This window comes from Alistipes sp. HGB5 (genome assembly GCF_000183485.2).
Lineage (GTDB): Bacteria > Bacteroidota > Bacteroidia > Bacteroidales > Rikenellaceae > Alistipes > Alistipes finegoldii.
The window spans coordinates 25,164-47,765 of the sequence record NZ_AENZ01000003.1 but is presented as its reverse complement, the minus strand read 5'-3'; the positions used below and the strand labels follow the sequence as shown (position 1 = coordinate 47,765).

General features: G+C 61.0%; 19 protein-coding genes. 8 read left to right on the top strand and 11 right to left on the bottom strand.

What is annotated here, in order from left to right:
* Positions 1–49 precede the first annotated feature (49 nt).
* From HMPREF9720_RS00510 to HMPREF9720_RS00475, 8 genes are all read right to left on the bottom strand, one after another.
* Entirely contained in the window at positions 50–2,713 is a 2,664-nt protein-coding gene (locus HMPREF9720_RS00510) for a BspA family leucine-rich repeat surface protein (RefSeq protein ID WP_175282381.1), read from the bottom strand.
* A complete protein-coding gene (locus HMPREF9720_RS00505; RefSeq protein ID WP_009596174.1) occupies positions 2,662–3,675 on the bottom strand; it encodes a PL29 family lyase N-terminal domain-containing protein in 1,014 nt (337 codons plus the stop codon). Before HMPREF9720_RS00505 ends, HMPREF9720_RS00510 begins: the two co-directional genes overlap by 52 nt.
* 331 nt (positions 3,676–4,006) lie before the next feature.
* Positions 4,007–5,029, bottom strand: a complete 1,023-nt coding sequence (locus HMPREF9720_RS00500) for a vWA domain-containing protein (RefSeq protein ID WP_009596220.1) — start codon at positions 5,027–5,029, stop codon at positions 4,007–4,009.
* 13 nt (positions 5,030–5,042) lie between these two features.
* On the bottom strand, positions 5,043–6,035 hold the full coding sequence (locus tag HMPREF9720_RS00495; protein ID WP_009596225.1) for a vWA domain-containing protein: 993 nt from the start codon (positions 6,033–6,035) through the stop codon (positions 5,043–5,045).
* 12 nt (positions 6,036–6,047) lie between these two features.
* Positions 6,048–6,836 (bottom strand): tetratricopeptide repeat protein, encoded by a 789-nt coding sequence (locus HMPREF9720_RS00490; protein WP_009596163.1) that lies wholly within the window; start codon positions 6,834–6,836, stop codon positions 6,048–6,050.
* A 4-nt stretch (positions 6,837–6,840) separates the two neighbouring features.
* Entirely contained in the window at positions 6,841–7,821 is a 981-nt protein-coding gene (locus HMPREF9720_RS00485) for a hypothetical protein (protein ID WP_009596133.1), read from the bottom strand.
* A complete protein-coding gene (locus HMPREF9720_RS00480; protein ID WP_009596218.1) occupies positions 7,818–8,702 on the bottom strand; it encodes a DUF58 domain-containing protein in 885 nt (294 codons plus the stop codon). The genes HMPREF9720_RS00485 and HMPREF9720_RS00480 overlap by 4 nt, the downstream gene beginning before the upstream one ends.
* 2 nt (positions 8,703–8,704) lie before the next feature.
* Complete coding sequence (locus HMPREF9720_RS00475) at positions 8,705–9,703, bottom strand: AAA family ATPase (RefSeq protein ID WP_022044356.1); 999 nt, start codon at positions 9,701–9,703, stop codon at positions 8,705–8,707.
* A 384-nt stretch (positions 9,704–10,087) separates the two neighbouring features.
* Between HMPREF9720_RS00475 and HMPREF9720_RS00470 the strand changes: the two genes are divergently transcribed.
* From HMPREF9720_RS00470 to HMPREF9720_RS00455, 4 genes are read left to right on the top strand one after another with little or no spacing between them, the layout of a single operon-like run.
* On the top strand, positions 10,088–12,625 hold the full coding sequence (locus HMPREF9720_RS00470; RefSeq protein ID WP_039939424.1) for an ATP-dependent helicase: 2,538 nt from the start codon (positions 10,088–10,090) through the stop codon (positions 12,623–12,625).
* Positions 12,626–12,630: 5 nt separating this feature from the next.
* Positions 12,631–13,572 (top strand): glycosyltransferase, encoded by a 942-nt coding sequence (locus HMPREF9720_RS00465; protein WP_039939452.1) that lies wholly within the window; start codon positions 12,631–12,633, stop codon positions 13,570–13,572.
* The gene (nth, locus tag HMPREF9720_RS00460; RefSeq protein ID WP_009596199.1) at positions 13,569–14,222 is read left to right on the top strand and encodes an endonuclease III; all 654 of its coding nucleotides are present in this window, start codon (positions 13,569–13,571) and stop codon (positions 14,220–14,222) included. Before HMPREF9720_RS00465 ends, nth begins: the two co-directional genes overlap by 4 nt.
* Before the next feature lie 34 nt (positions 14,223–14,256).
* Entirely contained in the window at positions 14,257–15,033 is a 777-nt protein-coding gene (locus tag HMPREF9720_RS00455) for a DUF4886 domain-containing protein (protein WP_009596204.1), read from the top strand.
* Between the two features lie 290 nt (positions 15,034–15,323).
* On the opposite strand, the gene HMPREF9720_RS00450 is transcribed toward HMPREF9720_RS00455, so the two are convergent.
* On the bottom strand, positions 15,324–17,195 hold the full coding sequence (locus tag HMPREF9720_RS00450) for an ABC-F family ATP-binding cassette domain-containing protein (RefSeq protein ID WP_009596186.1): 1,872 nt from the start codon (positions 17,193–17,195) through the stop codon (positions 15,324–15,326).
* A 193-nt stretch (positions 17,196–17,388) separates the two neighbouring features.
* On the opposite strand from HMPREF9720_RS00450, the gene HMPREF9720_RS00445 reads away from it, so the two are divergent.
* From HMPREF9720_RS00445 to HMPREF9720_RS00435, 4 genes are all read left to right on the top strand, one after another.
* A complete protein-coding gene (locus HMPREF9720_RS00445) occupies positions 17,389–18,420 on the top strand; it encodes a DHH family phosphoesterase (protein WP_009596205.1) in 1,032 nt (343 codons plus the stop codon).
* Between the two features lie 112 nt (positions 18,421–18,532).
* A complete protein-coding gene (locus HMPREF9720_RS15305) occupies positions 18,533–19,054 on the top strand; it encodes a hypothetical protein (RefSeq protein ID WP_139022428.1) in 522 nt (173 codons plus the stop codon).
* Positions 19,055–19,065: 11 nt separating this feature from the next.
* Positions 19,066–19,953 carry a LysR family transcriptional regulator gene (locus tag HMPREF9720_RS00440; protein ID WP_009596147.1) on the top strand — a complete coding sequence of 296 codons (888 nt, stop codon included), beginning with the start codon at positions 19,066–19,068 and terminating at the stop codon, positions 19,951–19,953.
* A 315-nt stretch (positions 19,954–20,268) separates the two neighbouring features.
* On the top strand, positions 20,269–21,336 hold the full coding sequence (locus HMPREF9720_RS00435; protein WP_009596153.1) for a YeiH family protein: 1,068 nt from the start codon (positions 20,269–20,271) through the stop codon (positions 21,334–21,336).
* 24 nt (positions 21,337–21,360) lie between these two features.
* On the opposite strand, the gene HMPREF9720_RS00430 is transcribed toward HMPREF9720_RS00435, so the two are convergent.
* A complete protein-coding gene (locus HMPREF9720_RS00430; protein ID WP_039939422.1) occupies positions 21,361–21,930 on the bottom strand; it encodes a GNAT family N-acetyltransferase in 570 nt (189 codons plus the stop codon).
* A gap of 185 nt (positions 21,931–22,115) precedes the next feature.
* Complete coding sequence (locus HMPREF9720_RS00425) at positions 22,116–22,577, bottom strand: lipocalin family protein (protein WP_014775410.1); 462 nt, start codon at positions 22,575–22,577, stop codon at positions 22,116–22,118.
* Positions 22,578–22,602 lie beyond the last annotated feature (25 nt).

The window sequence follows — 22,602 nt, the reverse complement described above, 5'->3', positions numbered from 1 at the left end:
AGGCCGCATCCCTCTTTTTGACGGGTCCCTGAGGACCTTCAGTGTGTCGTTACTTGCGGATCAGCCGCTGTACGCCCGTCGGGGTTGCGGCTTTCGGCATCTCCGTTCCGGCGAGCGGTGCGATGCCGGTTTCGGCCTTGACTTCGGACTTCGTTACGGACGCCGAATTTTTGGTCATCGTGTAAGGCCCGATCGCATAATCCTGCAGCGTATATCCGGCCTTGAAGAGATCCGGCCAAATGACATACTGACCGCCCGAATAGATGGCGTAGTCGATGCCGCATACGGTGTATTCCGTATTGTTGTGGGGGAACTTCTGGCCCTCGAACCGTACCGAACCGCCGGCTGCGTCGTAGCTGCCCTTCATCAGCTCTTGGTCGGTGGTGTAGATCGGGTAGGGCGGCGTCTGCGCCGGATCGTAGAAGTGGTATTTGAGATATACGTATGCCGTCAGGCCGTACATGCCCTGCGGGTCGAACGTCGGAATCGTGACGTTGCCGTCCTCGTTGTATTTGAGCAGGAAGGGGTAGTCGTCGCCCAGCGTGGTGATGCCCCAGCCCTTGACCCTGAAGCTTTCGTTGGTGCGGTAGGGCGTGATCTCCACGGTGTATGTCTGGGGCTGTTTGTTGATTTCCGACGAGGTCGAGGTCACGGTCCAAGTGCCGATATAACGCTCGTAGTCGGCCTCGCCCGTCGGTACGGCGGGGATCTTCACCTCGGTCTGTTCGATGGTCGTGCCGTGGGCGTTGGTGCCCGATGCGAGGAAGATGTATTCGGTGTCGGCTTGGACGTTGAAATTGAAGGTGGCCCCGGCTTCCGAATTGGCCTGCGTCACAGCTGCCGAGCTGATGGGGTTGCCGTAGCGGTTCATCACCTTTTCGAGCGTCTCCATCTGCTCGATCAGTTCCGGGAGCAGCGCTTTCGTCGTGCAGAGAACCTTTCCCGATTTCATCTCCGTACTCTTGACGATGCCCGTCAGCTGGTAGTACTCCTTGCCTTCGGCGGGCGCGGCCGTCAGCGTGAGCGTCGGCTTGGCCTTCGTGCCGTCGCTGATGCCGCCCCACGGGATCGGAATATCGGCGTAATCTGCCATCTGCGTACAGCCCTTGAAGGTGTCCTTGTAACTGCTGGCCGAGGTGAAGATCTTGGCGCCGAAGATGTCGGGGTAATTCGTGCGTTCGTAGAGGTGCACCTTGACCTGCTGCTCGCCGTCCTGCACCATCGTATAGGGCGATTCGCCGGTGAAGGCGGTGCAGCCGCTGAATGCCGCGCCTGCCGAATTGATCTTCTTCATGCCGTCGAAGATGTCTGCGGGCAGCGATTCGAGCGACGTGCAGTTGAGGAACATCTGGCTGATGGTCGTAACCGACTCGAAATCTTTGAACAGCCCTTGGGGAACGGTCTTGAGCGCCGTACAGCCGCTGAATATGTAAGCGGCCGATATGCCTTTTTTCACACTTTCCGGGAAGTAGTCCGCAGGCGCCTCCACGAGCTGCGTGCAGTCTTTCCAGATCGCGGGGACGGCCTCCAGCGAGACGCAGTTTTTCAGCGAGGGGAATTGGGTCATGCTGATACAACCTTCGTAGAGATAGCCGCCCGACTTGGTCTTTCCCATGTTTTTGAAGATGTCGTCGGGCAGGTCTTCCAGCATTTTGCAGCCGCTGAACAGGCTTGTCATATTGGTGACCTCCGTGAAGGTGTCCAACAGTCCTGCGGGAACGCTTTTGAGATTTGCACACCCCTTGAACAGCGACGCGACGTTGGTGAGCTTGGTCATGTTCTTGAACAGCTCTGCGGGCAGGGTTTCGAGTGCTGCGCAGCCGAAGAATCCCGACGTGAGGCTGTTCGCTTCCGTCTGGTTGGTGAAGAATGTTTCGGGAACGCTCTTGAGCGATGCGCAGTTGTTGAAGATGCTTCCGAGGTTGGTCAGGGCGGGCATGTCGGCCAGCAGTCCTGCCGGAACGCTTTCCAGCGCCTTGCAGCCGCTGAACAGGCCGGATGCCGAGGTGGCTTTTGTCGTCTTTTCGAAGAGTTTTTCCGGGACGCTCTTTAGCGCCGTGCAGTTGTAGAACATCGAGGCGACCGAGGTGATTTCGGGCGCGCCGGCCAGCAGTCCTTCGGGCACGGTTTCGAGCTTCGTACACCCTGAGAACATGTTTTCGACCGTGGTGACGGCGGCGAAGGCGTCCTCTTCGGGCTGGGGCACGGTTACGAGCGAGGTGTTCGCGAAGGCGTAATCCAGCGTCGTCATGCCGAGTTTGCCCCATTGTCTGACTTCGAGAATGGCGGGAGCCACGGTTTTGTTGGTGAGTCTTCCGGAGAGTTTCTCCGTGGTTCCGCTTATGGTTACGTAATAGATGCCGGATTCGGCGTAGGTGTGGTTCACCATCGCGGCCGCGGTCGAGATCGTGGCTGCGACCGGCTCGCTCTGGCCGTCGCCCCAGTTGATCGTGACGTCCACGGCGCCGTAGAGGGGCAGGTAGACCTTGTTGTTGTAGGCGCTGCTGCTGTATTCCTTCGCTTCGACCTTGAGCACCATCTGGGCCGGGTCGTAATAGGCTTCCTGATAGAGCAGGATGGTTTCGATCACCGTCTCTCCCGCCACCAGCTCGATGTTGGCACTGCGGGACTGGGTTTCCGTGTTGGCCGCGACGTTAAAGGTCAGGGTTTCGGTCCGAATCTCCCCCCCCTCGTCTCTGCCAGCGTAATCCATGCTTTCGCGGCTTCGGGAATCGCTACCGTGTAATCCAGATCGGTCTCCACCTCGACCGTTACGGGGCCTCCTGCGGCCGTCGCCTCCTTCGAGGAGGTCGAGACGTTCAGCACGCCCGACACGAATGTCAGCGTGCGCATCAGCGTCTTGGCGTCGCCGTCGCTGACCAGCACGATGACCTTGCCGGTCGAGCTGTCGCCGGGAGCCGTCACGGCGATCGTTCCGCCTTCGTTGCCCGTGCGTTTCACTTCGGCCTTCCATGCGCCGTCAGCGAGGGCCTGAATGTCGGTTTTGGCGTCGGCTCCGGTCAGCGTGAAGGGAATTTCCGCCGTTTCGCCCACGCGGATCGTCGCCGAGGCGGTGTCGAACGCGATGCCGAACTGCACGTACAACTCGAACGTCAGCACCGTTCCGTCGGCCAGCGTCAGGTAAACCAGCTTGCCGTCCTCGCTCGTGGCGACAGACTTGAACAGATTCTGGTCCGTCTGGGCCTGTCCGCAGTCGGTCCACGTCGCGCCGTTGTCGTAGGATACCCACCAATGGCTGTTTTCGATCTTGAATTCGGGGGTGACGCCCGATACGGGAAGTTTTTTGCCGTTGTCGAGGATAAAGTCGCCGTTGAGCGTCCAGTAGTAGACACCGTCGGAATCCTGTTTCACCCCGATGACCGACGAAGTCCCGTCTTTTCCGTCGCTGATGGTGATCGTCGAGGTCTCGCCGGCCGCGGTGACCAGCGTGATGACGTAGCCGCCGTCTTCACCGGGCTGTACGTCCGAGATGAACCGTTTCCCGGCGACAAGCTCCTTGAGTGTTGTGACGTCGGAGTTGAGCGCCTTGACGAGCGCCTGCAGTTCGGTGAGCTGACCGTCGAGGTCGTCCAACCGTTTTTGGATGTCCGTATCGTCGTACGAACATCCGATCAGTGCCATTAGCGGCACAATCATCAGAAGAATTTTTTTCATGGCAAGCCTTTTAAAGAAATTGGTTTAAAAGAACTGAGTGATCGCTTCAAATATAGTAAAATTGATGATTTCTGCTGCATTTTCTCCGGATTTTTTGTTTAAAGTTGCCTTGCAAGCTCTTCTGAAGGGGGTGATCCGGGGGTGCAGCGGGTGATGTAAAGTCTCTTGCCTGTTTGTTTTATTGTTAAATATTGACACGGCGAGCCTTCGCACCATACGGGATTTCGTTTGTCTTTTATTGCTCCGAATGCGGCAAACGGCAAAGGGGGAGACGCATCATCGTCTCCCCCTTTACCGTATTTTTTACGGATAAAATTCTTTCCGAAGTAAGTTATTCCCTGAAGATGTTGAGGTGCGCCAGCAGCGGATTGCGGCGGTCGAGCAGCAGGAACTCCGCCAGCAGCAACACGATTGCCGCGAGCAGCAGGTATTGGTACTGTTCGTTGAACTCTTCGAAGCGCATCACCGACAACTCGCTCTGCTCCATTTCGTTGATGCTCTTCACGATCTCGTCGAGACCGATCGACTGCTTGCTCGAACGGACATAGGCGCCGCCCGTGATGTCGGCGATCTGGGCCAGCATCTCCTCGTTGAGCTTCGAAACGACCATGTCGCCCTTCTCGTCCTTGATGAATTCGCCGCCGATCTGAATCGGGGCGCCTTCGGGCGTGCCGATGCCGATGGTGTAAATCCGTATGCCCATCTCCGCGGCGTGCCGTGCGGCCGCCAGTGCGTCGTCCTCGTGGTTCTCTCCGTCGGTGATGAGGATGACGACGCGGCTGTGATTTTCCTCGGTTTCGCCCGAAAACGACATCAGGGCCTGCGACAGCGCCTTGCCGATGGCCGTGCCCTGCACCGGCACCAGCGACGGGTCGATGCGCTTGGCGAAGGCCTTGGCCATGCGGTAGTCCGAGGTGATCGGCAGCTGCACCTTCGGCTCCCCGGCGAAGACGATCAGCCCGACACGGTCCTGATGCAGACCGTCGAAGAGCTTGTTGATGGCGTATTTGGTCCTCTCCAGCCGGTTGGGTTCGAAATCTTCGGCCAGCATCGAGTTCGAGACGTCTACGGCCAGCATCATCTCGACGCCCTGCGTCTTCTCCTCGCGGAGTTTCGACCCGAACTGCGGGCGTGCCGCCGCCAGTATGAGCAGCGTGACCGCCGTGCAGAAGAGGATGAATTTGAGCGTCACGCGCCCGGTCGATACTTCGGGCATCAGCTCTTCCAATACCTGCATGCGCCCGAAGCGTTCCAGCCGCCTGCGGCGGTTGCGCGCCGCCAGCCAGAAGAGGAGGATCAGCGCGGGTATGACCGGCAGCAGCCAGAAATATTGCGGATTTGCGAATCTAAACATTGCAAATTACGTTTTACGGTATTCTTTTCAGCACCAGATTCGAGAACAGGAACTCCAGCACGAGCAGCCCCAGACCCGCCAGCGCCCAGAGCAGGAACTGCTCGTGGTAGGTGACGTGTTCCGTAACTTCCACCTTGCTCTTTTCCAGTTGGTTGATCTGGTCATAAATGGCCTTGAGCTTGGCCTTGTCCGTGGCGCGGAAATATTGTCCGCCGGTTTGCTCGGCGATCGACCTGAGGGTTTTCTCGTCGATCTCGACCTTCGCCATGACGGTTCCTCCGGTCGGCGTGCCGTAGATGTCCACGGCGGGGTAGGGGGCCATGCCCTCGGTGCCGACGCCGATGGTGTAGACGCGGATGCCCTGCGCCTTGGCAATTTCGGCCGCCGTCTGGGGCGCGATCTCGCCGCGGTTGTTCACACCGTCGGTCAGCAGGATGATGACCTTCGACTTGGCTTCGCTCTCGCGCAGGCGGTTTATCGCCGTGGCCAGTCCGTTGCCGATGGCCGTGCCGTCCTCGATCAGTCCGCTGCGGATGCGTGCCAGCAGCGTCTGGAGCGTTCCCTGATCCGTCGTCAGCGGGCTTTGCGTGAAGGCTTCGCCCGCGAAGGCCACCAGTCCGATGCGGTCGCCGTAACGGTCCGCGATGAACGATCCGGCCACCTCCTTGGCCGCCGTGATGCGGTCGGGGCGGAAGTCCCGTGCCAGCATCGAACCCGAAACGTCGATGGCCAGCATGATGTCGATACCCTCGGTGTTCGTGCGCGAAAGACGCTCGACGTCCTGCGGGCGCGCCAGCGCCACGATCAGCAGGGCCAGCGCCGCCAGCCGCTGTGCGAACGGCAGATGCCGCAGCCAGTAGCGTACGGTCTTCGGCGCGCGCACGACCCCTTCGACGCTCGAAATCTGGATCGACGCGCCGCCCTGCAGCGTACGCCACACGTAGTAGGCGATCATCGGCACGAGCGCCGACAACAGCCACAGATAATATGGTGATGCGAAATGCATAGTTCCTCTTTTTTACCAGTTTTTCGATCCGCGCACCACGACGCCCTGCTTCTCCTTGAGTTTGTCCTGCGTGCGGTCCTCCTGCGCCTGAATGGCGTCGAGCATCTGCTCCTGCTCCTGCGGCGAAATGCCGGCCGGAACGGGCTGCGGCTCTCCCTGCTGATCGCCTTCCTGCTCCTTGTCGGGCTGCGCGGGGTTCTGCTGCGGGTCGCCCTGCTGCTCCTTGTCGTCGCCCTGCCCCTTGTCGTCCTTCTGTTGGTCGTCTTTCTGCTGATCGCCGTTCTGCCGGTCCTGACCGCCCTGCTGCTCCTTGTTCTGGTCTTTGTCCTGATTCTTGTCGTCACCGCCGCCACCGCCGCCGTTCTCGTCGTCGTCGATCAGACGCTTGGTGTAGGCGTAGTTGTATTTGGCCTCCTGATCCGAGGGATTCAGCCGCAGCGACTGCTTGTAGCTTTCGAGCGCTTCCTTGTATTTCTGCTGCTTGAACTGCGCGTTTCCGAGGTTGTAGAAGGCTTGGGCGCGCTCGTCGTCCGTGCGCAGCGTATCGGCCGCCGCCTGCCGCATGGTCTGCTCGGCCTTGTCGAACCGTTCGGCCTTGTAGAGCGCGTTTCCGAGGTTGTAACGGGCCTCGAACGATTCGGGTGCGGCCTCCAAAGCCCGCTCGTAACGCTCGATGCTCTTTTCGTAATTGCCCTTGTTGTACTGCCGGTTGCCGCGGCGCACCTCGCTGCGTTCGGGCATGTCCTGCGCCGAAGCGCCGAGGGCGGCAAAGAGAAATACGATATATAGGAGTCTGTACATCTTGTTACGCATTTTGGTTTTGCATCGGGTCCGGTTGCTCCGGCTCCTCCTCTTCGACGACGAGCTTGGTCTCCTCGACGAAATAGAACGCCTTCAGGTAGTCGGCTTCGTTCTGCTCGCCGTCGGGCGTCGCCTTGGCGAACTTCACCAGATCGGCGTCGCGCAGGATCGCCGTAAGGTCCATCCGGGCCTTGTCGGGCAGCTCTTCGCTGCGCATCGCCTCGATGATCTCGTCGGAGGTCATCTCCATGGCGCCCACGCCCCAGCGCGCCGCGATGTAGGTGCGCAGGATGTCCGTCAGTCCCGAATAATACTGCTTGTGCCTGTTGTTCTGCCATAGTTTCTGGTTGTGCAGCGCTTCGAGGGCCTTGATCGCCACCACGTGGGGCGGCTGCGGCGGCGCGGGCTTGAACAGGTCGCCCAGCCCCTTGCCGTAACGGGCCAGAATGCGCTTGAGCGCATAGAGCGCCACCAGCGCCAGCAGCAGGGCCAGCACGCCCCATTTGGCGTATCCGCTGACCTCCGCGAAGCGGAACGGCAGGTTGCGCTGGGGTTTCAGGTCGTAGATCGACTGCGAGGTCGAGTCGATCTGGAACGTGGCCACCTCCAGATAGAGCGAGTCGCGCGCCCGGAGCGTATCGACGATGTTCTTGTCGGCATACAGCACGGCCGGCAGTCCGAGGTTCCACTTGCCCTCCTCGAACGCCGCCAGCGTGTAGCGCTTGCGCAGCCTGAGGTGGCGTCCGTCGCGTTCGAGCGTGTCGATCGGGTGGTCCTTGACCAGTTCGAGGGGACTTCCCTCCTTGTTTTCGAATTCCGGGAACTGCACCACCTGCACCAGATCCTTGTCCACCTCGACCGTCAGGTCGAACCGGTCGCCGATCATGATGCTGTCCGGCTCGATGCGCGCCGTGACCGTCGGTGCGTTCTGCGCCCGGACGGCCGCGCCCGCAAGGAGCAGTGCTATTGCAAAAAGTCGTTTCATCGCTGTTTGAACAGTTTTAACAGTTCGGCCACGTAATCGCCGTCGGTCGAGATCATCGTCGAATCGATGCGGTTGTGCTTGAGCGTCGAGTCGATCTCGGCGCTGCGTCGCTCCCACGTCCGGGCGTAGTGCTCCCGCACGGCCCGCGACGAGGTGTCCACCCATACCTTGCGGCCGCTCTCGGCGTCCTTCAGCTCGACGATGCCCACGTCGGGCAGCTCCGTCTCGCGGGGATCGTATACGCGGATGCCCACCAGATCGTGCTTGCCCCCGGCGATCTTCAGCGCGTCGTCCAGCGCGGCCTTGTCCTTCGACGAATCCATGAAGTCCGAGAGGATGAAGGTCGTGCAGCGTTTCTTGTTGACGTTGGTCAGAAACCGCACCGGCTCCGAAAGCTTCGTGCCGGTCGATTCGGGCCGGAAGCCCACCAGCTCGCGGATGATCATCAGGATGTGGCTGCGCCCCTTCTTCGGGGGGATGAACTTCTCGACCTTGTCCGAGAAGAAGATGCAGCCCACCTTGTCGTTGTTCTGCGCGGCCGAGAAGGCCAGCACGGCGGCGATTTCGGTGATGATGTTCTTCTTCAGGCGGTCCGTCGATCCGAACATGCGCGATGCGGAGACGTCCACCAGAAGCATCATCGTCAGTTCGCGCTCCTCCTCGTAGATTTTGATGTGGGGTTTGCGCGACCGGGCCGTCACGTTCCAGTCGATGTCCCTTACGTCGTCGCCCGCGCGGTACTCCCTGACTTCGGAAAACGACATGCCCCGTCCGCGGAAAGCCGTATGGTACTTTCCGGCGAAGATCTCGTTCGAAAGACCGCGGGTCTTGATCTCGATCTTACGGACGCGTTTCAGAATATCGTTCTCGGTCTGCTGCATCGTTAGGGTACGATTACGTTGTTGAGAATGTCGGTGATGATCTCCTCCGAGGTGATGTTCTCGGCCTCGGCTTCGTACGTCAGGCCTATGCGGTGGCGCAGCACGTCGTGGCATACGGCGCGCACGTCTTCGGGAATGACGTACCCGCGGCGGCGGATGAAGGCGTAGGCGCGTGCGGCCTTGGCCAGCGAGATCGACGCACGGGGCGAACCGCCGTATGCGATCAGGTTCTGGAGCTTCTGGAGGTTGTACTCCGCCGGCTCGCGCGTGGCGAAGATGATGTCGATGATGTATTTCTCGATCTTCTCGTCCATGTAGACGTCCTCCACGACCTTGCGGGCCTTGACGATGTCTTCGGGCGAGATGACCTTGTTGACGGCGGGGAGTCCTCCCCCGGCGAGGTTCATGCGTACGATGTCGCGCTCCTCCTGCTTCTTGGGGTAGGATATTTTGGCTTTGAGCATGAAACGGTCCACCTGCGCTTCGGGCAGCGGGTAGGTTCCCTCCTGCTCCAGCGGGTTCTGCGTGGCCAGCACCAGAAAGGGCTGCGGCAGCGAATAGGTGTTGTCGCCGATGGTCACCTGACGCTCCTGCATGGCCTCCAGCAGTGCCGACTGCACCTTGGCCGGGGAGCGGTTGATTTCGTCCGCCAGCACGAAGTTGGCGAATACGGGGCCTTTCTTGACGACGAACTCCTCGTTCTTCTGCGAGTAGATCAGCGTACCGATCAGGTCGGCCGGCAGCAGGTCGGGGGTGAACTGTATGCGCGAGAAGGCGGCGTCCACGGCCTTCGCCAGCGTAGTGATGGCCAGCGTCTTGGCCAGTCCCGGCACGCCTTCCAGCAGAATATGGCCGTTCGACAGCAGGCCGATCAGCAGCGTGTCTACCAGATGGCTCTGGCCGATGATGACCTTGCCCATTTCCGTACGGAGCGTATCCACGAAGACGCTTTCGCGTTCGATGCGCTCGTTGAGTTCCTTGATGTTGATGACTTCGCTCATTGTTTTATATTGTTGAATTTCATTCCTCTTTTCCGCGGCCGGCATATTAGGTCCGGCATATTAGGTCCGGCATATTAGGTCCGGCAAATCCGGCTCCGCATACTCTGCCGGCAACCCCGGTTCCGTATATTCGGTCCTGCATACTTTGTCCGGCAAACCCGGCCCCGCACATGTTGCCCGATAAACCCGGTCCGCACATTCGGCCTGCATGCTCAGCCCGAAAATCCCGGCCCTGCACACGCTGTCCGCAGCCTCTGCGCCCGCACTGCGGGCGCTGCGAGCATGTCGCCGTATTGCCGTCGGATTTAGTTTTTTAACGTTTGCAATGCAAAGATATTATTTTCTTTGAAAAAAACTTATTCAATTCTTATTAACTTTGCCGTCATGGAATCCAAAGAATCACCTATTTTACAAGGCCTGAACCCCGCTCAGCGCGCCGCCGTCGTGAATTACGACGCCCCGTCGCTCATTATCGCGGGCGCGGGTTCGGGCAAAACGCGGGTGCTGACCTCGCGCATCGCCTATATGATCGAGCAGGGCGTGGCTCCCTTCAACATCCTCGCGCTCACCTTTACCAACAAGGCCGCCGAGCAGATGCGCGAACGCATCGCGCAGATGATCCCCGACAACCGCAGCCGCTATATCCGCATGGGAACCTTCCACTCGGTTTTTTCGCGTATCCTGCGCGAGAACGCCGACCGCATCGGTTTCCCCGATTCGTTCACCATCTACGAACCTTCGGACTGCAAGAACCTGCTGAAGACCATCGTCCGCGAGCTGAACCTTCCGGACGAGAAATACAAGCCCAACCTCTTGGCTTCGCGCATATCCTATGCCAAAAACTGTCTGGTGACCCCCGGCGCCTACCTCGCCAATTCGGTCTACGCCGCCGAGGACCGTCAGGCGCAGATTCCCGAATTCGGCAACATCTACAACATCTACTGCCAGCGCTGCAAGCGCAACGGCGCGATGGATTTCGACGACCTGCTGCTGCAGACCAACATCCTGCTGCGCGACGCCCCCGACGTGCTGGCGCGCTATCAGGAGCAGTTCAAATATATTCTGGTGGACGAGTATCAGGACACCAACTACGCCCAGTACGTCATCATCCGCCGTCTCTCGCAGCTGCATTCGAAGGTCTGCGTCGTGGGCGACGACGCGCAGTCGATCTACTCCTTCCGCGGGGCCAAGATCGAGAATATCCTCTCGTTCCAGAAGGATTTTCCCGACGCCATGGTCTTCAAGCTGGAGCAGAACTACCGCTCGACCCGCACCATCGTCGATGCGGCCAACTCGGTGATCGTCCGCAACTCCAAACGCATGGAGAAACACTGCTTCTCGGAGGGCGACAAGGGCGAGCCGATCCGCATCCTCAAAGCCTATACCGACCGCGAGGAGGCTGAAATGGTCGTCTCCGACCTGCGCGACAAGATCCGCCAGACGGGCGACGAGTGGTCCGAGGCGGTGATTCTCTACCGCACCAACAGCCAGTCGGCCGTGCTGGAGGACAACCTCCGCCGCCGGGGCGTTCCCTACCGCATCTACAAGGGCAGTTCGTTCTACGACCACAAGGAGGTCAAGGACATGCTGGCCTATATCCGGCTGGTGATCAATCCGCGCGACGACGAGGCGTTCAAACGCATCGTCAACTATCCCGCGCGCGGCATCGGCGACACGACCGTCCAGCGCATCGCCGAGCTGGCCGCCGGGCGCGGCGTCTCGATGTGGGAGGCGGTCGATACGCTGGTCGCCGAACCCGCCGCCGATCCCGTGCAGAAGACCATCGCCCGCAAGGTGTCGGATTTCGTCGCCATGATCCGCGGCCTGTCTCTGGCCCGCAACGAAAAGAGCCTTTACGACTTCGGTCTGGAGATTGCCACCCGTTCGGGCATCATCGCCGCCTACCGCACCGAGAATACCCCTGAGGCGACCTCGGCGCTGGACAATATCGAGGAGCTGCTCAACTCGATGCAGCTCTTCAAGGAGCAGCGCGACGCCGAGATCCGCAGCGGCGAACGGCAGGAGGACGAGGAGGCGACCATCGACGAGTGGCTGCAGAACGTCATGCTGATGACCGACATGGACAAGGACGATCCTGAGGACCGCAACAAGGTGACGCTCATGACCGTCCATTCGGCCAAGGGGCTCGAATACAAATACGTCTATATCGTCGGTCTGGAAGAGAACCTTTTCCCCTCGCAGCGGGCCGCCGAGTCGCCCGACGGCATCGAGGAGGAGCGCCGCCTGTTCTATGTGGCCCTGACGCGCGCCAAGGTCGAGGCGACGATCTCCTATGCCGAGATGCGCTTCAAGTGGGGCAATATGGAGTTCTCGCGTCCGAGCTGTTTCCTGCGCGAGATCGACCCCAAATATGTCCGCGCCGACTTCGACGCCGGCGAGGAGCGTCCGCGCCGCCCGCAGGACGGCGCAGGCCCCTCGGCCATCGACGAACTGCGCCGCCGCTTCGACTACCGCTTCCAGCAGAAACGGCAGGCCGACCGTGCGGGCGGCAATAACGGCGGCCAGCAGGGCGGCTTCGGCGGCCGGGGCAGCAGTTTCGGCGGGCGTTCTGCCGACGACCAGTCCGGTCCCGCCCGGCGCTTCGCCCGCGCCGCGGCTCCGCAGGGCGCGCGCCCTGCGGGCAGACCCGATCCGGCCCTCGTCCAGACACCGCGCCCCTCGACCGACGGCATGCGCCGCGTGGGCGTGCGGCAGGCGGTCGACGGCGGCGTGCCCGTAGGGCCGTCGATGCCCGTCAGCGGCGACTACACCGTGGGCCAGCGCGTCGAACATCCCAAATTCGGCGTCGGCATCGTCCAGCGCATCGAGACCCTCGCCACCGACCACAAACTGGTCGTGGCCTTCGACAGCGTGGGCGAGAAAACCCTGCTGGCCAAATTCGCCAAGCTGACCAAACTGTAGAGATGATGGAAACTTCCCCCCCCCTCATTTCAGTCTGCATGACCACCTATAACCACGCGCCCTACCTGCGTCAGGCCATCGAGAGCGTGCTCTCCCAGCAGACCTCGTTCGGCGTCGAACTGGTGCTGGGCGAGGATTGCAGTACGGACGGCACGGCGGAGCTCTGCCGCGAATACGCTGCGAAATACCCCGGCCGCGTGCGGCTGGTGACGGGCGGCCGCAACGTCGGCTGGCGGGCCAACTACCGCCGTACGTTCGACGCCTGCCGCGGGAAATACGTGGCCTACTGCGACGGAGACGACTGGTGGACCGACCTCTGCAAGCTGCAGATGCAGGCCGATCTGATGGAGTCCGATCCCGGCTGCGGCATGTGTTATACGGGCGCAGACGAATACTGGCAGGCGGAAGGGACCCTGAAATCCGATCCCGACCGGCACTATACCGATTTCGAGCAGATGCTGCTCGGCATTTCGGTCCCCAACTGCACGGCGCTGGCCCGCCGTGAGCTGATCGCGGCCTACTATGCCGAGATCCGCCCTGAGGAGCATCCCGAATGGCTGACCGACGACTGGCCCATGTGGCTGTGGTTCGCCTGCCGTTCCCGAATACGCTTCATAGACCGCGTGACGGCCGTGCACCGGCGCATGGTCGGGAGCGTGAGCCACGGAGATTCCTACAGGGGACGCCTTGCGAGCCGCGATTCGGCGATGGAGACCAGCCTCTGGTTCGACGAACGCTTCACGGCTTCGCGCAACCGCTTCCGCATTCTGCGCCGCCGTCATGTGGTGGGACTCTGGCTGCTCTCGTGGAAAGGGGCGGGAGTCGGCGAATACCTCGCGCGCTGGTGGGCCGATCTGCGGCGGACGCCGCGACTCGTCTTCTGCCCGGAGGGGGCTATTTTTCTGGTGAAGAAAATTCTTTTTCGACGTAAAAAACAGCATTTATGACGACCAAACAACGTTACGACGGCGTAATCGCATGGTTCTCGGAGCATATGCCCGTGGCCGAGAGCGAACTGCACTACACCGACCCCTACCAGCTGCTGGTGGCGGTGATCCTTTCGGCGCAGTGCACCGACAAACGGGTCAACATGACCACTCCCGCGCTGTTCGAGGCGTTTCCTACGCCCTTCGATATGGCCGCGGCCACGGCCGAGGATATTTACCCCTATATCAAGAGCATCTCCTATCCCAACAACAAGGCCCGCAACCTCGCGGGCATGGCCCGCATGCTCTGTTCGGAGTTCGGCGGCGAGGTGCCGAGCGATCTGCAGCAGATGCAGCGCCTGCCGGGCGTGGGCCGCAAGACGGCCAACGTGCTGGGCGCGGTGTTGTGGCAGAAGGAGGTGATGCCGGTCGATACGCACGTCTTCCGCGTCTCGAACCGCATCGGCCTGACAACCAACTCCAAAACGCCCCTTCAGACCGAGCTGACACTCGAAAAGAACATTCCGCCGCACCTGCTGCCGGTGGCCCATCACTGGCTCATTCTCCACGGCCGCTATGTCTGCACGGCCCGCGCCCCGAAGTGCGGCGAGTGCGGCATCGCCGTGTGGTGCCGCAAATACGCCGCCGACCATAAGGCCCCGAAGGGCTGAACCACCGACCGAAAACCCTAAAAACTTCAACGATATGACAAAAAACCTCTTCCGTATTCTGTTGTTCCTGCTGCTGCCCCTCGCCGGGCAGGCCAAAGACGCCGATTCGCTGCGCGTACTCTGGGTCGGCAACAGCTATACCTATTACAACGACATGCCGGCCATCGTGCAGCAGATCGCCGCGACGCAGAAGGTGAAGGTCTCCTGCACGCGCTTCCTCAAAGGCGGCGAACGCTTCTCCGGTCACCTGACGAATCAGAAACTGCTGAAGGCGCTGGCCGCCGGCGGCTGGGACTACGTCGTCCTGCAGGAGCAAAGCTCCGCGCCCGCCATGCCGACGCGGCAGGTCGCCCGCGAGGTCTATCCGCAGGCCCGCACGCTCGACAGCCTCGTGCATGCGGGTTCACCCGACGCCCGTGTGATTTTCTACATGACGTGGGGCCACAAGAACGGCAACCGCTTTCCGATTCCGGAATATCCGCCCATCAACCGCTACGAGACCATGCAGGAGCGGCTGATTACGAGCTACCTCGAAATGGCCTATGACAACGACGCGTGGTGCGCCCCTGTGGGCATGGCGTGGCGCCGCGTGCGGGCCGAACGTCCCGACTGCGTGCTCTATGCGCAGGATTGTTTCCACCCCGCGCTGCCGGGCAGCTACCTCGCGGCCAACGTGATCTTCACGACCATCTACGGCAAACCCTACCAGACCGACTGCACGATGGGTCTTCCGCCCGAACAGGCCGAATACCTCCAGCGCGTAGCCCAGCAAACGGTCCTCGAAAACCGGACGCTGCTCAATCTCGAATAATCCGGCGGTCAAATCCGACAGCCGAACCCGAATAAGACGACAACGGCGGAGACGAATGCTCCGCCGTTGTCGTTTATAAGTCGTCCGGTCTCTTTCGCTTCGGTTTTCCGTCTTTCCGGCGGCATCCGTCCTTTTGCGCTTTTCTGTTCCCCTCCGGTTCCCCGCTTTCCCGGCCGCGGTCGGTTTCCCGCTTTTCTCCCGTCTCGGTTTTCCGCTCTTCCGCCTGCCCGTTTTTTCCGCTCTGTTAGCCTGTTCTCTGTTTTCCCGGCTTTTCGTTCTGCGTCCGGCGACTACCGCTCGCTCAGAAGGAGCCAGCGCATCGTCTTTTCGTCGATCAGCCCGATCAGCTCTGCGATACGCTGCGACTGGGCCGTCAGCTCGTCCACTCCGAGCGAACCCGACGAAAGCGACTCCTCCAGCGCCGCTTTTTCGGCTTCCAGCACCGGAATCTCCCGCTCCAGCATCTCCAGCTCGCGCTTTTCGTTGTACGAGAGTTTGCGCGGCGCCGTCTCCGCCGCCTGCGTCCGCACCGCCTGCGGTTTGGGCCGCGCCTGCGCCTCCTGCGCGTGGCGTGCGGCTTCGTATTCGCGTTTCCACGCCACGTATTCCGAGTAGGTGCCCGTGAAATCCTTGATCTCGCCCCCGCCGCAGAAGACCAGCAGGTGGTCGGCCACCTTGTCTACGAAATAGCGGTCGTGCGACACTACGATCACACACCCCTTGAATGCGCGCAGATACTCCTCCAGAATGCCGAGCGTCACGATGTCCAGATCGTTCGTCGGTTCGTCCAGAATCAGGAAATTGGGGTTGCGCATCAGCACCGTGCAGAGATACAGCCGCCGCCGTTCGCCGCCGCTGAGCCGCGCCACGAAGCTGTACTGTGTTTCGGGCGTGAAGAGGAAGTGCTGCAGGAACTGCGACGCGCTCATGCGCCGTCCGTCGCCCAAGTCGATCTGCTCGGCGATTTCGGTCACCACGTCGATCACCCGCTTCCCCTCGTCGAACTCCAGCCCCTGCTGGCTGTAATAGCCGAAGCGGACCGTCTCGCCGACTTCGATCGTCCCGCTGTCAGGGCGTTCGATCCCCGTCAGCAGTTTGAGGAACGTCGATTTCCCGCAGCCGTTGTCGCCCACGATCCCCAGTTTCTCGTAGCGGGTGAAGTTGTAGTTGAATTTGTCGAGGAGCACCAGCTCGCCGAACCGTTTGCCGACCTCCTTGGCTTCGAATATCTTGGTCCCGATCCGCGACGCCTTGACGTCGAGCCGCACTTCGCCGCGGCTGCGCGTCGATTGCAGGCGCGCTTCCAGCTCGTGAAAGGCGTCGATGCGCGACCGGGCCTTCGTCGCCCGCGCCTGCGGCTGGCGGCGCATCCACTCCAGCTCGCGGCGGTAGAGATTCGTCTCGCTCTCCCGCCGGGCCGCCTGCGCCGTCTCGCGCTCCTGCTTCTTCTCCAGATAATAGGAGTAGTTGCCCGCGTAGTGGTATAGCTGCCGGTCCTCGATTTCGAGGATGTCGCTGCACACCTTGTCCAGAAAGTAGCGGTCGTGCGTCACCATCAGCAGCCCCGCGCCGCTTGCCGCCAGATACTCTTCGAGCCACTCGGTCATATCGGTGTCGAGGTGGTTGGTCGGCTCGTCGAGGATCAGCAGGTCCGACTCGCTTATCAGCACGTTGGCCAGCGCCACGCGCTTGAGCTGTCCGCCCGAAAGGGTCCCGACCCGCTGTCCGAAGTCGCGGATCTTCAGCCGCGACAGAATCCGCTTGGCCCGCTGTTCGTAATCCCACGCTTCGAGCGCGTCCATGCGGGCCATCGCCTCCTGCAATCCTTCGCCCGACGGCTCTTCGATCGCCCGTTCGTATTCGGCGATGGCCTTCAGCGCCGGATTCTCCGAGAGGAAGCAGGCTTCCAGCACGGTCATCTCCGCCGGATAGACCGGACTCTGTTCGAGGTAGGCGATCCTCAGATCGCGGCGGGGTACGACGCTGCCGCCGTCGTGATCCTCTCGTCCCGCTATGATGTTCAGGAGCGTGGTTTTTCCGGTGCCGTTCTTGGCGACGAGGGCCACGCGCCGCCCGTCCTCGATCGCAAACGATATATTTTCGAAGAGTACCAGATCGCCGAACGATTTGGTCAGGTTCTCCACCTGAAGACAACAAGCCATAATGCGTTTTTTTTGTGTATGCAAAGCTACGCAAAAATACCGAACCGACAACCGCCGCCCCGAAACCGGATCGCCGGCCGCCGGCTTTCCGGAGTATGGAAACGTGCTATTTCGGTACGTTCCCGCGGTCGCGGTTGCATATCTCTTCTTTTTTTGTATCTTTGCAAAGATCATTTAGCGAAACAGAGCCGAAATGGAGTTATCGAAAGAGCGTCTCGAACGCCTGCGGGAACTGCTTGCCCCCGCCCATCAGCAGATCGTGATCGTGTCGCACACCAATCCCGACGGCGACGCCGTGGGATCGTCGCTGGCATGGGCCGAGGCGCTGCGGTCGATGGGACATGAGGTGACGTGCGTCGTTCCGAACAAATACCCCTATTTTCTCGACTGGATGCAGGGCATCGAGGAGGTCGTGGTCTTCAAGAACGACACCGAAGGCCGCGCCGCCCGCGCCATCGCCGATGCGGACATCCTCTTCTGTCTCGATTTCAACGCCGTTTCTCGGCTCGAAATCCTCAGCGAGACCATCGGTGCCAATACGACGGCCCGCCGCGTGCTGATCGACCACCACCTTTCGCCCGACGAGGGTTTCGACCTTTCGTTCTCGCATCCCGATTCGTCGAGCACCTGCTTTCTGGTCTACTCCATCGTCGAAGCGTTGTTCGGCGCGCAGGCCGTTACGCGCCGCATGGCCGAAGCGCTCTATGTGGGCATCATGACCGACACGGGCAATTTCGCCTATTCGTTCCTCACGCCTGAGCTGTTCCGCGCCGTGGCCGTGCTGGTCGGGACGGGCATCAGCATTCCCGACATTCACAACAACGTCTACAACGCCTATACCGAGGGCCGCGCCCGGCTGTTCGGCTATGCCATCAACCGCAAGATGGAGATTATTCAGGACGGCACGGTGGCCTACATGTCGCTGCTGGAGAACGAGATGCGCCGCTTCCAGTTCCAGCAGGGGGACAGCGAGGGTTTCGTGAACTACGCCCTGACGGTCAAGAAGATGAAGATGTCGGCCATGTTTCTGGCCCACCGCAAGTTCATCCGCGTCAGCTTGCGTTCGCGCGGAGATGTCGACGTCAATCTCTTCGCCCGCAAGTACTTCAGCGGCGGCGGCCATAAGAACGCCGCCGGAGGTAAATCGTTCGTTTCGATGCAGGAGACTATCGCACACTATATCAAGTCGGTAAAGGAATTCGCTGACGAGGGCCATCTCGGCTGATCCGCCGGAGCGGCCGCGCTGCGGCGGTTTCCGGCAGTTCTCTGCGGCCGGATTTCCGGTTGTCAATGGTTCCGGCAGATCGGTTTCGGCTGTCAATCGTCTTGCGGCGACTTTGCCCGTCCGGTTTCCGGTGGTCTGCCGCCTTGTGGCGGTTTCCGGCGGTCAATCGTTTTGCTGCGGTTTCCGCCTGCTCGATTCCGCCGCCCGGTTTCCGGCTGTCAACTGTCTTGCGGCGGTTTCTGCACCGGATTTTTGGCTGCCGATCGCCTTTGCAGCGACTTTGCCCGTCCGGTTTCCGGTGGTCTGCCGCCTTGTGGCGGTTTCCGGCTGTCAATCGTTTTGCTGTGGTTTCCGCCTGCTCGATTCCGCCGCCCGGTTTCCGGCTGTCAACTGTCTTGCGGCGGTTTCTGCTCCGGATTTTTGGCTGTCGATCGCCTTTGCGGCGATTTCCGCCGCCCGATTTTGGCTGCATGGCTTCCGGGGCCTGCCGTATCGCTTCTGCCGGGCAGCAGCGACCCCTGCGGTTCCGGTGCGCTCGCGGCAGCCGCCTGCGGTTCCCGGTTTTCGGGCCGTCGTGCACCCGAATTCCGGCCGTGAATTCCGCCGGTTGCCGCAAAAGATTCTGTCTCATTAATTTGGAACGTTATGGACGATTTCCGACTCAAAGTCTTCATTACGGCGGCCCGGACGCTCAGCTTCACCCGGACGGCCGAACGGCTTTTCATCTCGCAGCCCGCCGTCAGCAAACACATCGGCGAGCTGGAATCCCAATATAAGGTACAGCTTTTCATGCGCCGCGGCAGCCGTCTCGAACTGACCGGGGCCGGGGAAACTCTGCTCGCCTGCGCCGAACGGCTGGCCGACGACTACCGCTGCATGCAGTACGAAATGAGTCTCTGCGCCGACGCTCCCGTGGGCGAATTGCGGCTGGGGGCCAGCACGACCATCGCCCAATACCTCCTGCCGCCGATTCTGGCCAGATTTACGACGCGCTTTCCGGGCGTTCGGGTCGCGATGATGTCGGGCAACAGCGATCAGGTCGAGCAGGCGCTCGGCGGGCACGGCATCGACTTGGGAATGGTCGAGAGCCTGAGCCGCCGTCAGGGGCTGCACTATACGGTTTTCGCTCCCGACGAGCTGGTGCTGGTGGCCCGCACGGGCGGTCCCTATTCGCGGACCGAGTCGATAACGGCCGATGAGCTGCGCGAAATTCCGCTCGTGTTGCGCGAGGGCGGATCGGGAACGCTCGAAGTCATCAAGGCGGCGCTGGGACGCGCGGGCATCCGCATTCCGCAGCTCAACGTGGTCATGCGGCTGGGCTCGACCGAGGGGATCAAGGCTTTCGTCCGCAACAGCGACGCCATGGCCATCGTTTCGGTGATCTCGGTCGTGGACGAGCTGCGCAGCGGCGTGCTGCGGATCATCGACCTCGAAGACCTTCCCCTGCGGCGCGATTTCGCGTTCGTGCACGTCGAAGCCGAGCCGTCGGCTCTCGTCCGGCAGTTCATCGAGTTCGCAAGGGCCGACCGTTGACCGGGCGGGCTTTCTGGCGCAGCCTCGACGAGCGTATTTGCCGTGATTCCTTCGCCGTTTCTGCTCTCATTTCTGCCGCGTTTCCGCAGCCGCTGTTTCTGCCGCCGTTCCCGCCGTGCTCGCGTTGCGGTTCCGGGCTTCGTTTCCTCCCTTCTTTGTGCCGCCGCTTCCGGAGACGATCCGCCCGTTTGCTCTTCAGTATAACTTTTTGTTATGGTATATAATGATTTCTTGTTTTATATTCCGCTAAAAGATGCGACCTTTGCCGGCGGAATAAAGAAAAAGTTATAGTGACCATTTTAAAAATACAAGCATATGCTGGAAAAAGGTAACAGGGCGAACACCCTGCACGGAATTCTGCTGATCGCGCTGTTTTCGTTCGCGGCCTTCTACATCGCCGGCTTTCCCATCGTAAAAAGATTGTCGTTCAGTCCGCTGATCGTGGGCATCGTGCTGGGTATGCTCTACGCCAACAGCCTTCGCAACAAACTGCCCGAAACGTGGGTCCCCGGCATCAAGTTCTGCACCAAGCAGCTGCTGCGCTGGGGCATCGTCCTGTACGGATTCCGCCTGACGCTGACCGAAGTGGCGGCTGTCGGCATTCCGGCCGTCGCCGTCGATCTGGTCATCGTGACGGTCACCATTTTCGGGGGAGTCCTGCTGGGCCGTCTCTTGAAGATCGACCGCGATACGGCGCTGATGACCTCGACGGGCAGCGCCATCTGCGGCGCGGCGGCCGTGCTGGGCGCCGAACCGGTCGTGAAGTGCGAGGGTTACAAGACCGCCATCGCTGTCTCCACGGTCGTGATTTTCGGAACCCTCTCGATGTTCCTCTATCCGCTGATGTTCCGGATGGGGCTGCTCGGTGGACTTACGGACACGGGCGTGGCCGTCTACACGGGCAGTACGCTGCATGAAGTGGCCCATGTGGCCGGAGCCGGCAATGCGATGGACCCGACCGATGCGCTGGGAATCGCGGGGACGGCCACGATTACCAAGATGATCCGCGTGATGATGCTCGCGCCGGTGCTGGTCGTCATGGGCTTCGTGCTGGGCCGCCGGAAGAGTTCCGGAGCCTGCAGGGAGAAGAGCAAGATCGCCGTGCCGTGGTTCGCCTTCGGATTTATCGGGATCATCTGCCTCAATTCGCTGCTGCAATACCTGTTCGGCGTGGAGAGCGTCCGCGAGATTCCGCTCAACGGAGCGATCGAATACGCCGATACCTTCCTGCTGACGATGGCCATGACGGCGCTGGGCACCGAGACGAGTATCGACAAGTTCCGGCAGGCCGGGGCGAAGCCCTTCGTCTTGGCGGGCCTGCTGTATGTCTGGCTGGTGGCGGGCGGTTATTTCGTCACCAAATATCTGGTCGGAATCTTGTAAACAGAGCTGCCCGGAGTCTCCGCTTTACGGTAATTTCGGCAGCGTGGGGGCTTCGTGCTCCGAATAGCCGAGCACCGTCTCCCGTACGAAGTCCGCGAAGCCGCGGGCTTCGTCGTATGTAAGGGGGCCGGGATAGCTCATCAGGATCAGCTGATGGGGCGTGAAGGGTTTGCGGAACGAAGGGTGGATGTACTCGTAGGGGTTGGCGACGAAGCCCAGCCGTTCGTAGAAATGACGGCGGCGGATCGAGATGTCGTCCACCGGCGGGTCGATCTCCAGAATGACGCGGCCGACCTTCCGGCAGAAGGCCGTGAGCGCCTGCGAACCCATGTTCCGACCGCGCAGGGCGGGCGAAACGGCGAGATGCTCGACGTAGCGGTACGCTCCGGCGTTCCAGTGGAACAGAATGCCGATGAACTCTTCGCCGCGCCAGATGCCGTCGGCTTCGAAGCGCGGATCGCCGAACGCCCGGTCGTACCCTTGCGCGTTCCAGCGTTCGCAGCGGGGGAATGACTGTTCGTAAAGGTCCCACGCTTCGGCCCAGCCTTTGTCCGAACGGGATTCGAAAGGTATGAATTGCAGCTCCTGTGTCATTGTCGTCGTAATTTTGCGCAAGATAGTGTAAATTCCGCGCATTGCCAACTCCTGCGGCTCTCCTGCGGCTCTCTGCGGCTCTCCGCGGCTCTCTGCGGGCGTTCCGGACGGCCGGGACGACGAAAAAGGGACGCCCGGTCCGGACATCCCTTCCGGCGCCTTCCGGCGCGAACTTTTTATTTCCTTTATTCTTCGGTTTTTCCGCCGGTTACCTCGTCCGGAATGCCGTCGCAGCGCACGAAGACCTGTACGTCCGAGCGGTCGTCCTTGGCCGTCCAGACCATCGAGGTCTCGGTGAAGTCGGTCACGATGTAGCGGTGCGCCCAGTCGCCTGCGCCGTAGTCGTAGCTGCCGCGGATGACCGCACCCAGCTCCGCGTCGTTGTCGATGACGAAGCGGCCCGTCAGCTTGCGGGTGCCGAAGCTGTCGAGGTTCTGGTACATGACGTACTTGGCGTCCTTGCGGATGAATTCGATGTAGACGAAGCTGCCTTCGGCGAGCGGCGCGCCGTTCCATTCGGCCAGCTGCCACGTACCCGCGATGTTGTTGTTGGTCACCTCCAACGGAGTTACGTACATGTCGTCGTCGCAGGCGCCCAGCAGCGCGAGGGCCGACAAAAGGGCCGCAAATCTCAAAAATCTTTTCATATGACTTGTTTTTATCCTGTTTCTT

What these genes read in the sequence shown, in the direction of transcription:
- HMPREF9720_RS00510 (WP_175282381.1), bottom strand. Translation starts at nt 2,713, where the DNA reads ATGGATTACGCTGGCAGAGACGAGGGGGGGGAGATTCGGACCGAAACC.
- HMPREF9720_RS00505 (WP_009596174.1), bottom strand. Translation starts at nt 3,675, where the DNA reads ATGAAAAAAATTCTTCTGATGATTGTGCCGCTAATGGCACTGATCGGA.
- HMPREF9720_RS00500 (WP_009596220.1), bottom strand. Translation starts at nt 5,029, where the DNA reads ATGTTTAGATTCGCAAATCCGCAATATTTCTGGCTGCTGCCGGTCATA.
- HMPREF9720_RS00495 (WP_009596225.1), bottom strand. Translation starts at nt 6,035, where the DNA reads ATGCATTTCGCATCACCATATTATCTGTGGCTGTTGTCGGCGCTCGTG.
- HMPREF9720_RS00490 (WP_009596163.1), bottom strand. Translation starts at nt 6,836, where the DNA reads ATGTACAGACTCCTATATATCGTATTTCTCTTTGCCGCCCTCGGCGCT.
- HMPREF9720_RS00485 (WP_009596133.1), bottom strand. Translation starts at nt 7,821, where the DNA reads ATGAAACGACTTTTTGCAATAGCACTGCTCCTTGCGGGCGCGGCCGTC.
- HMPREF9720_RS00480 (WP_009596218.1), bottom strand. Translation starts at nt 8,702, where the DNA reads ATGCAGCAGACCGAGAACGATATTCTGAAACGCGTCCGTAAGATCGAG.
- HMPREF9720_RS00475 (WP_022044356.1), bottom strand. Translation starts at nt 9,703, where the DNA reads ATGAGCGAAGTCATCAACATCAAGGAACTCAACGAGCGCATCGAACGC.
- HMPREF9720_RS00470 (WP_039939424.1), top strand. Translation starts at nt 10,088, where the DNA reads ATGGAATCCAAAGAATCACCTATTTTACAAGGCCTGAACCCCGCTCAG.
- HMPREF9720_RS00465 (WP_039939452.1), top strand. Translation starts at nt 12,631, where the DNA reads ATGGAAACTTCCCCCCCCCTCATTTCAGTCTGCATGACCACCTATAAC.
- nth (WP_009596199.1), top strand. Translation starts at nt 13,569, where the DNA reads ATGACGACCAAACAACGTTACGACGGCGTAATCGCATGGTTCTCGGAG.
- HMPREF9720_RS00455 (WP_009596204.1), top strand. Translation starts at nt 14,257, where the DNA reads ATGACAAAAAACCTCTTCCGTATTCTGTTGTTCCTGCTGCTGCCCCTC.
- HMPREF9720_RS00450 (WP_009596186.1), bottom strand. Translation starts at nt 17,195, where the DNA reads ATGGCTTGTTGTCTTCAGGTGGAGAACCTGACCAAATCGTTCGGCGAT.
- HMPREF9720_RS00445 (WP_009596205.1), top strand. Translation starts at nt 17,389, where the DNA reads ATGGAGTTATCGAAAGAGCGTCTCGAACGCCTGCGGGAACTGCTTGCC.
- HMPREF9720_RS00440 (WP_009596147.1), top strand. Translation starts at nt 19,066, where the DNA reads ATGGACGATTTCCGACTCAAAGTCTTCATTACGGCGGCCCGGACGCTC.
- HMPREF9720_RS00435 (WP_009596153.1), top strand. Translation starts at nt 20,269, where the DNA reads ATGCTGGAAAAAGGTAACAGGGCGAACACCCTGCACGGAATTCTGCTG.
- HMPREF9720_RS00430 (WP_039939422.1), bottom strand. Translation starts at nt 21,930, where the DNA reads ATGACACAGGAGCTGCAATTCATACCTTTCGAATCCCGTTCGGACAAA.
- HMPREF9720_RS00425 (WP_014775410.1), bottom strand. Translation starts at nt 22,577, where the DNA reads ATGAAAAGATTTTTGAGATTTGCGGCCCTTTTGTCGGCCCTCGCGCTG.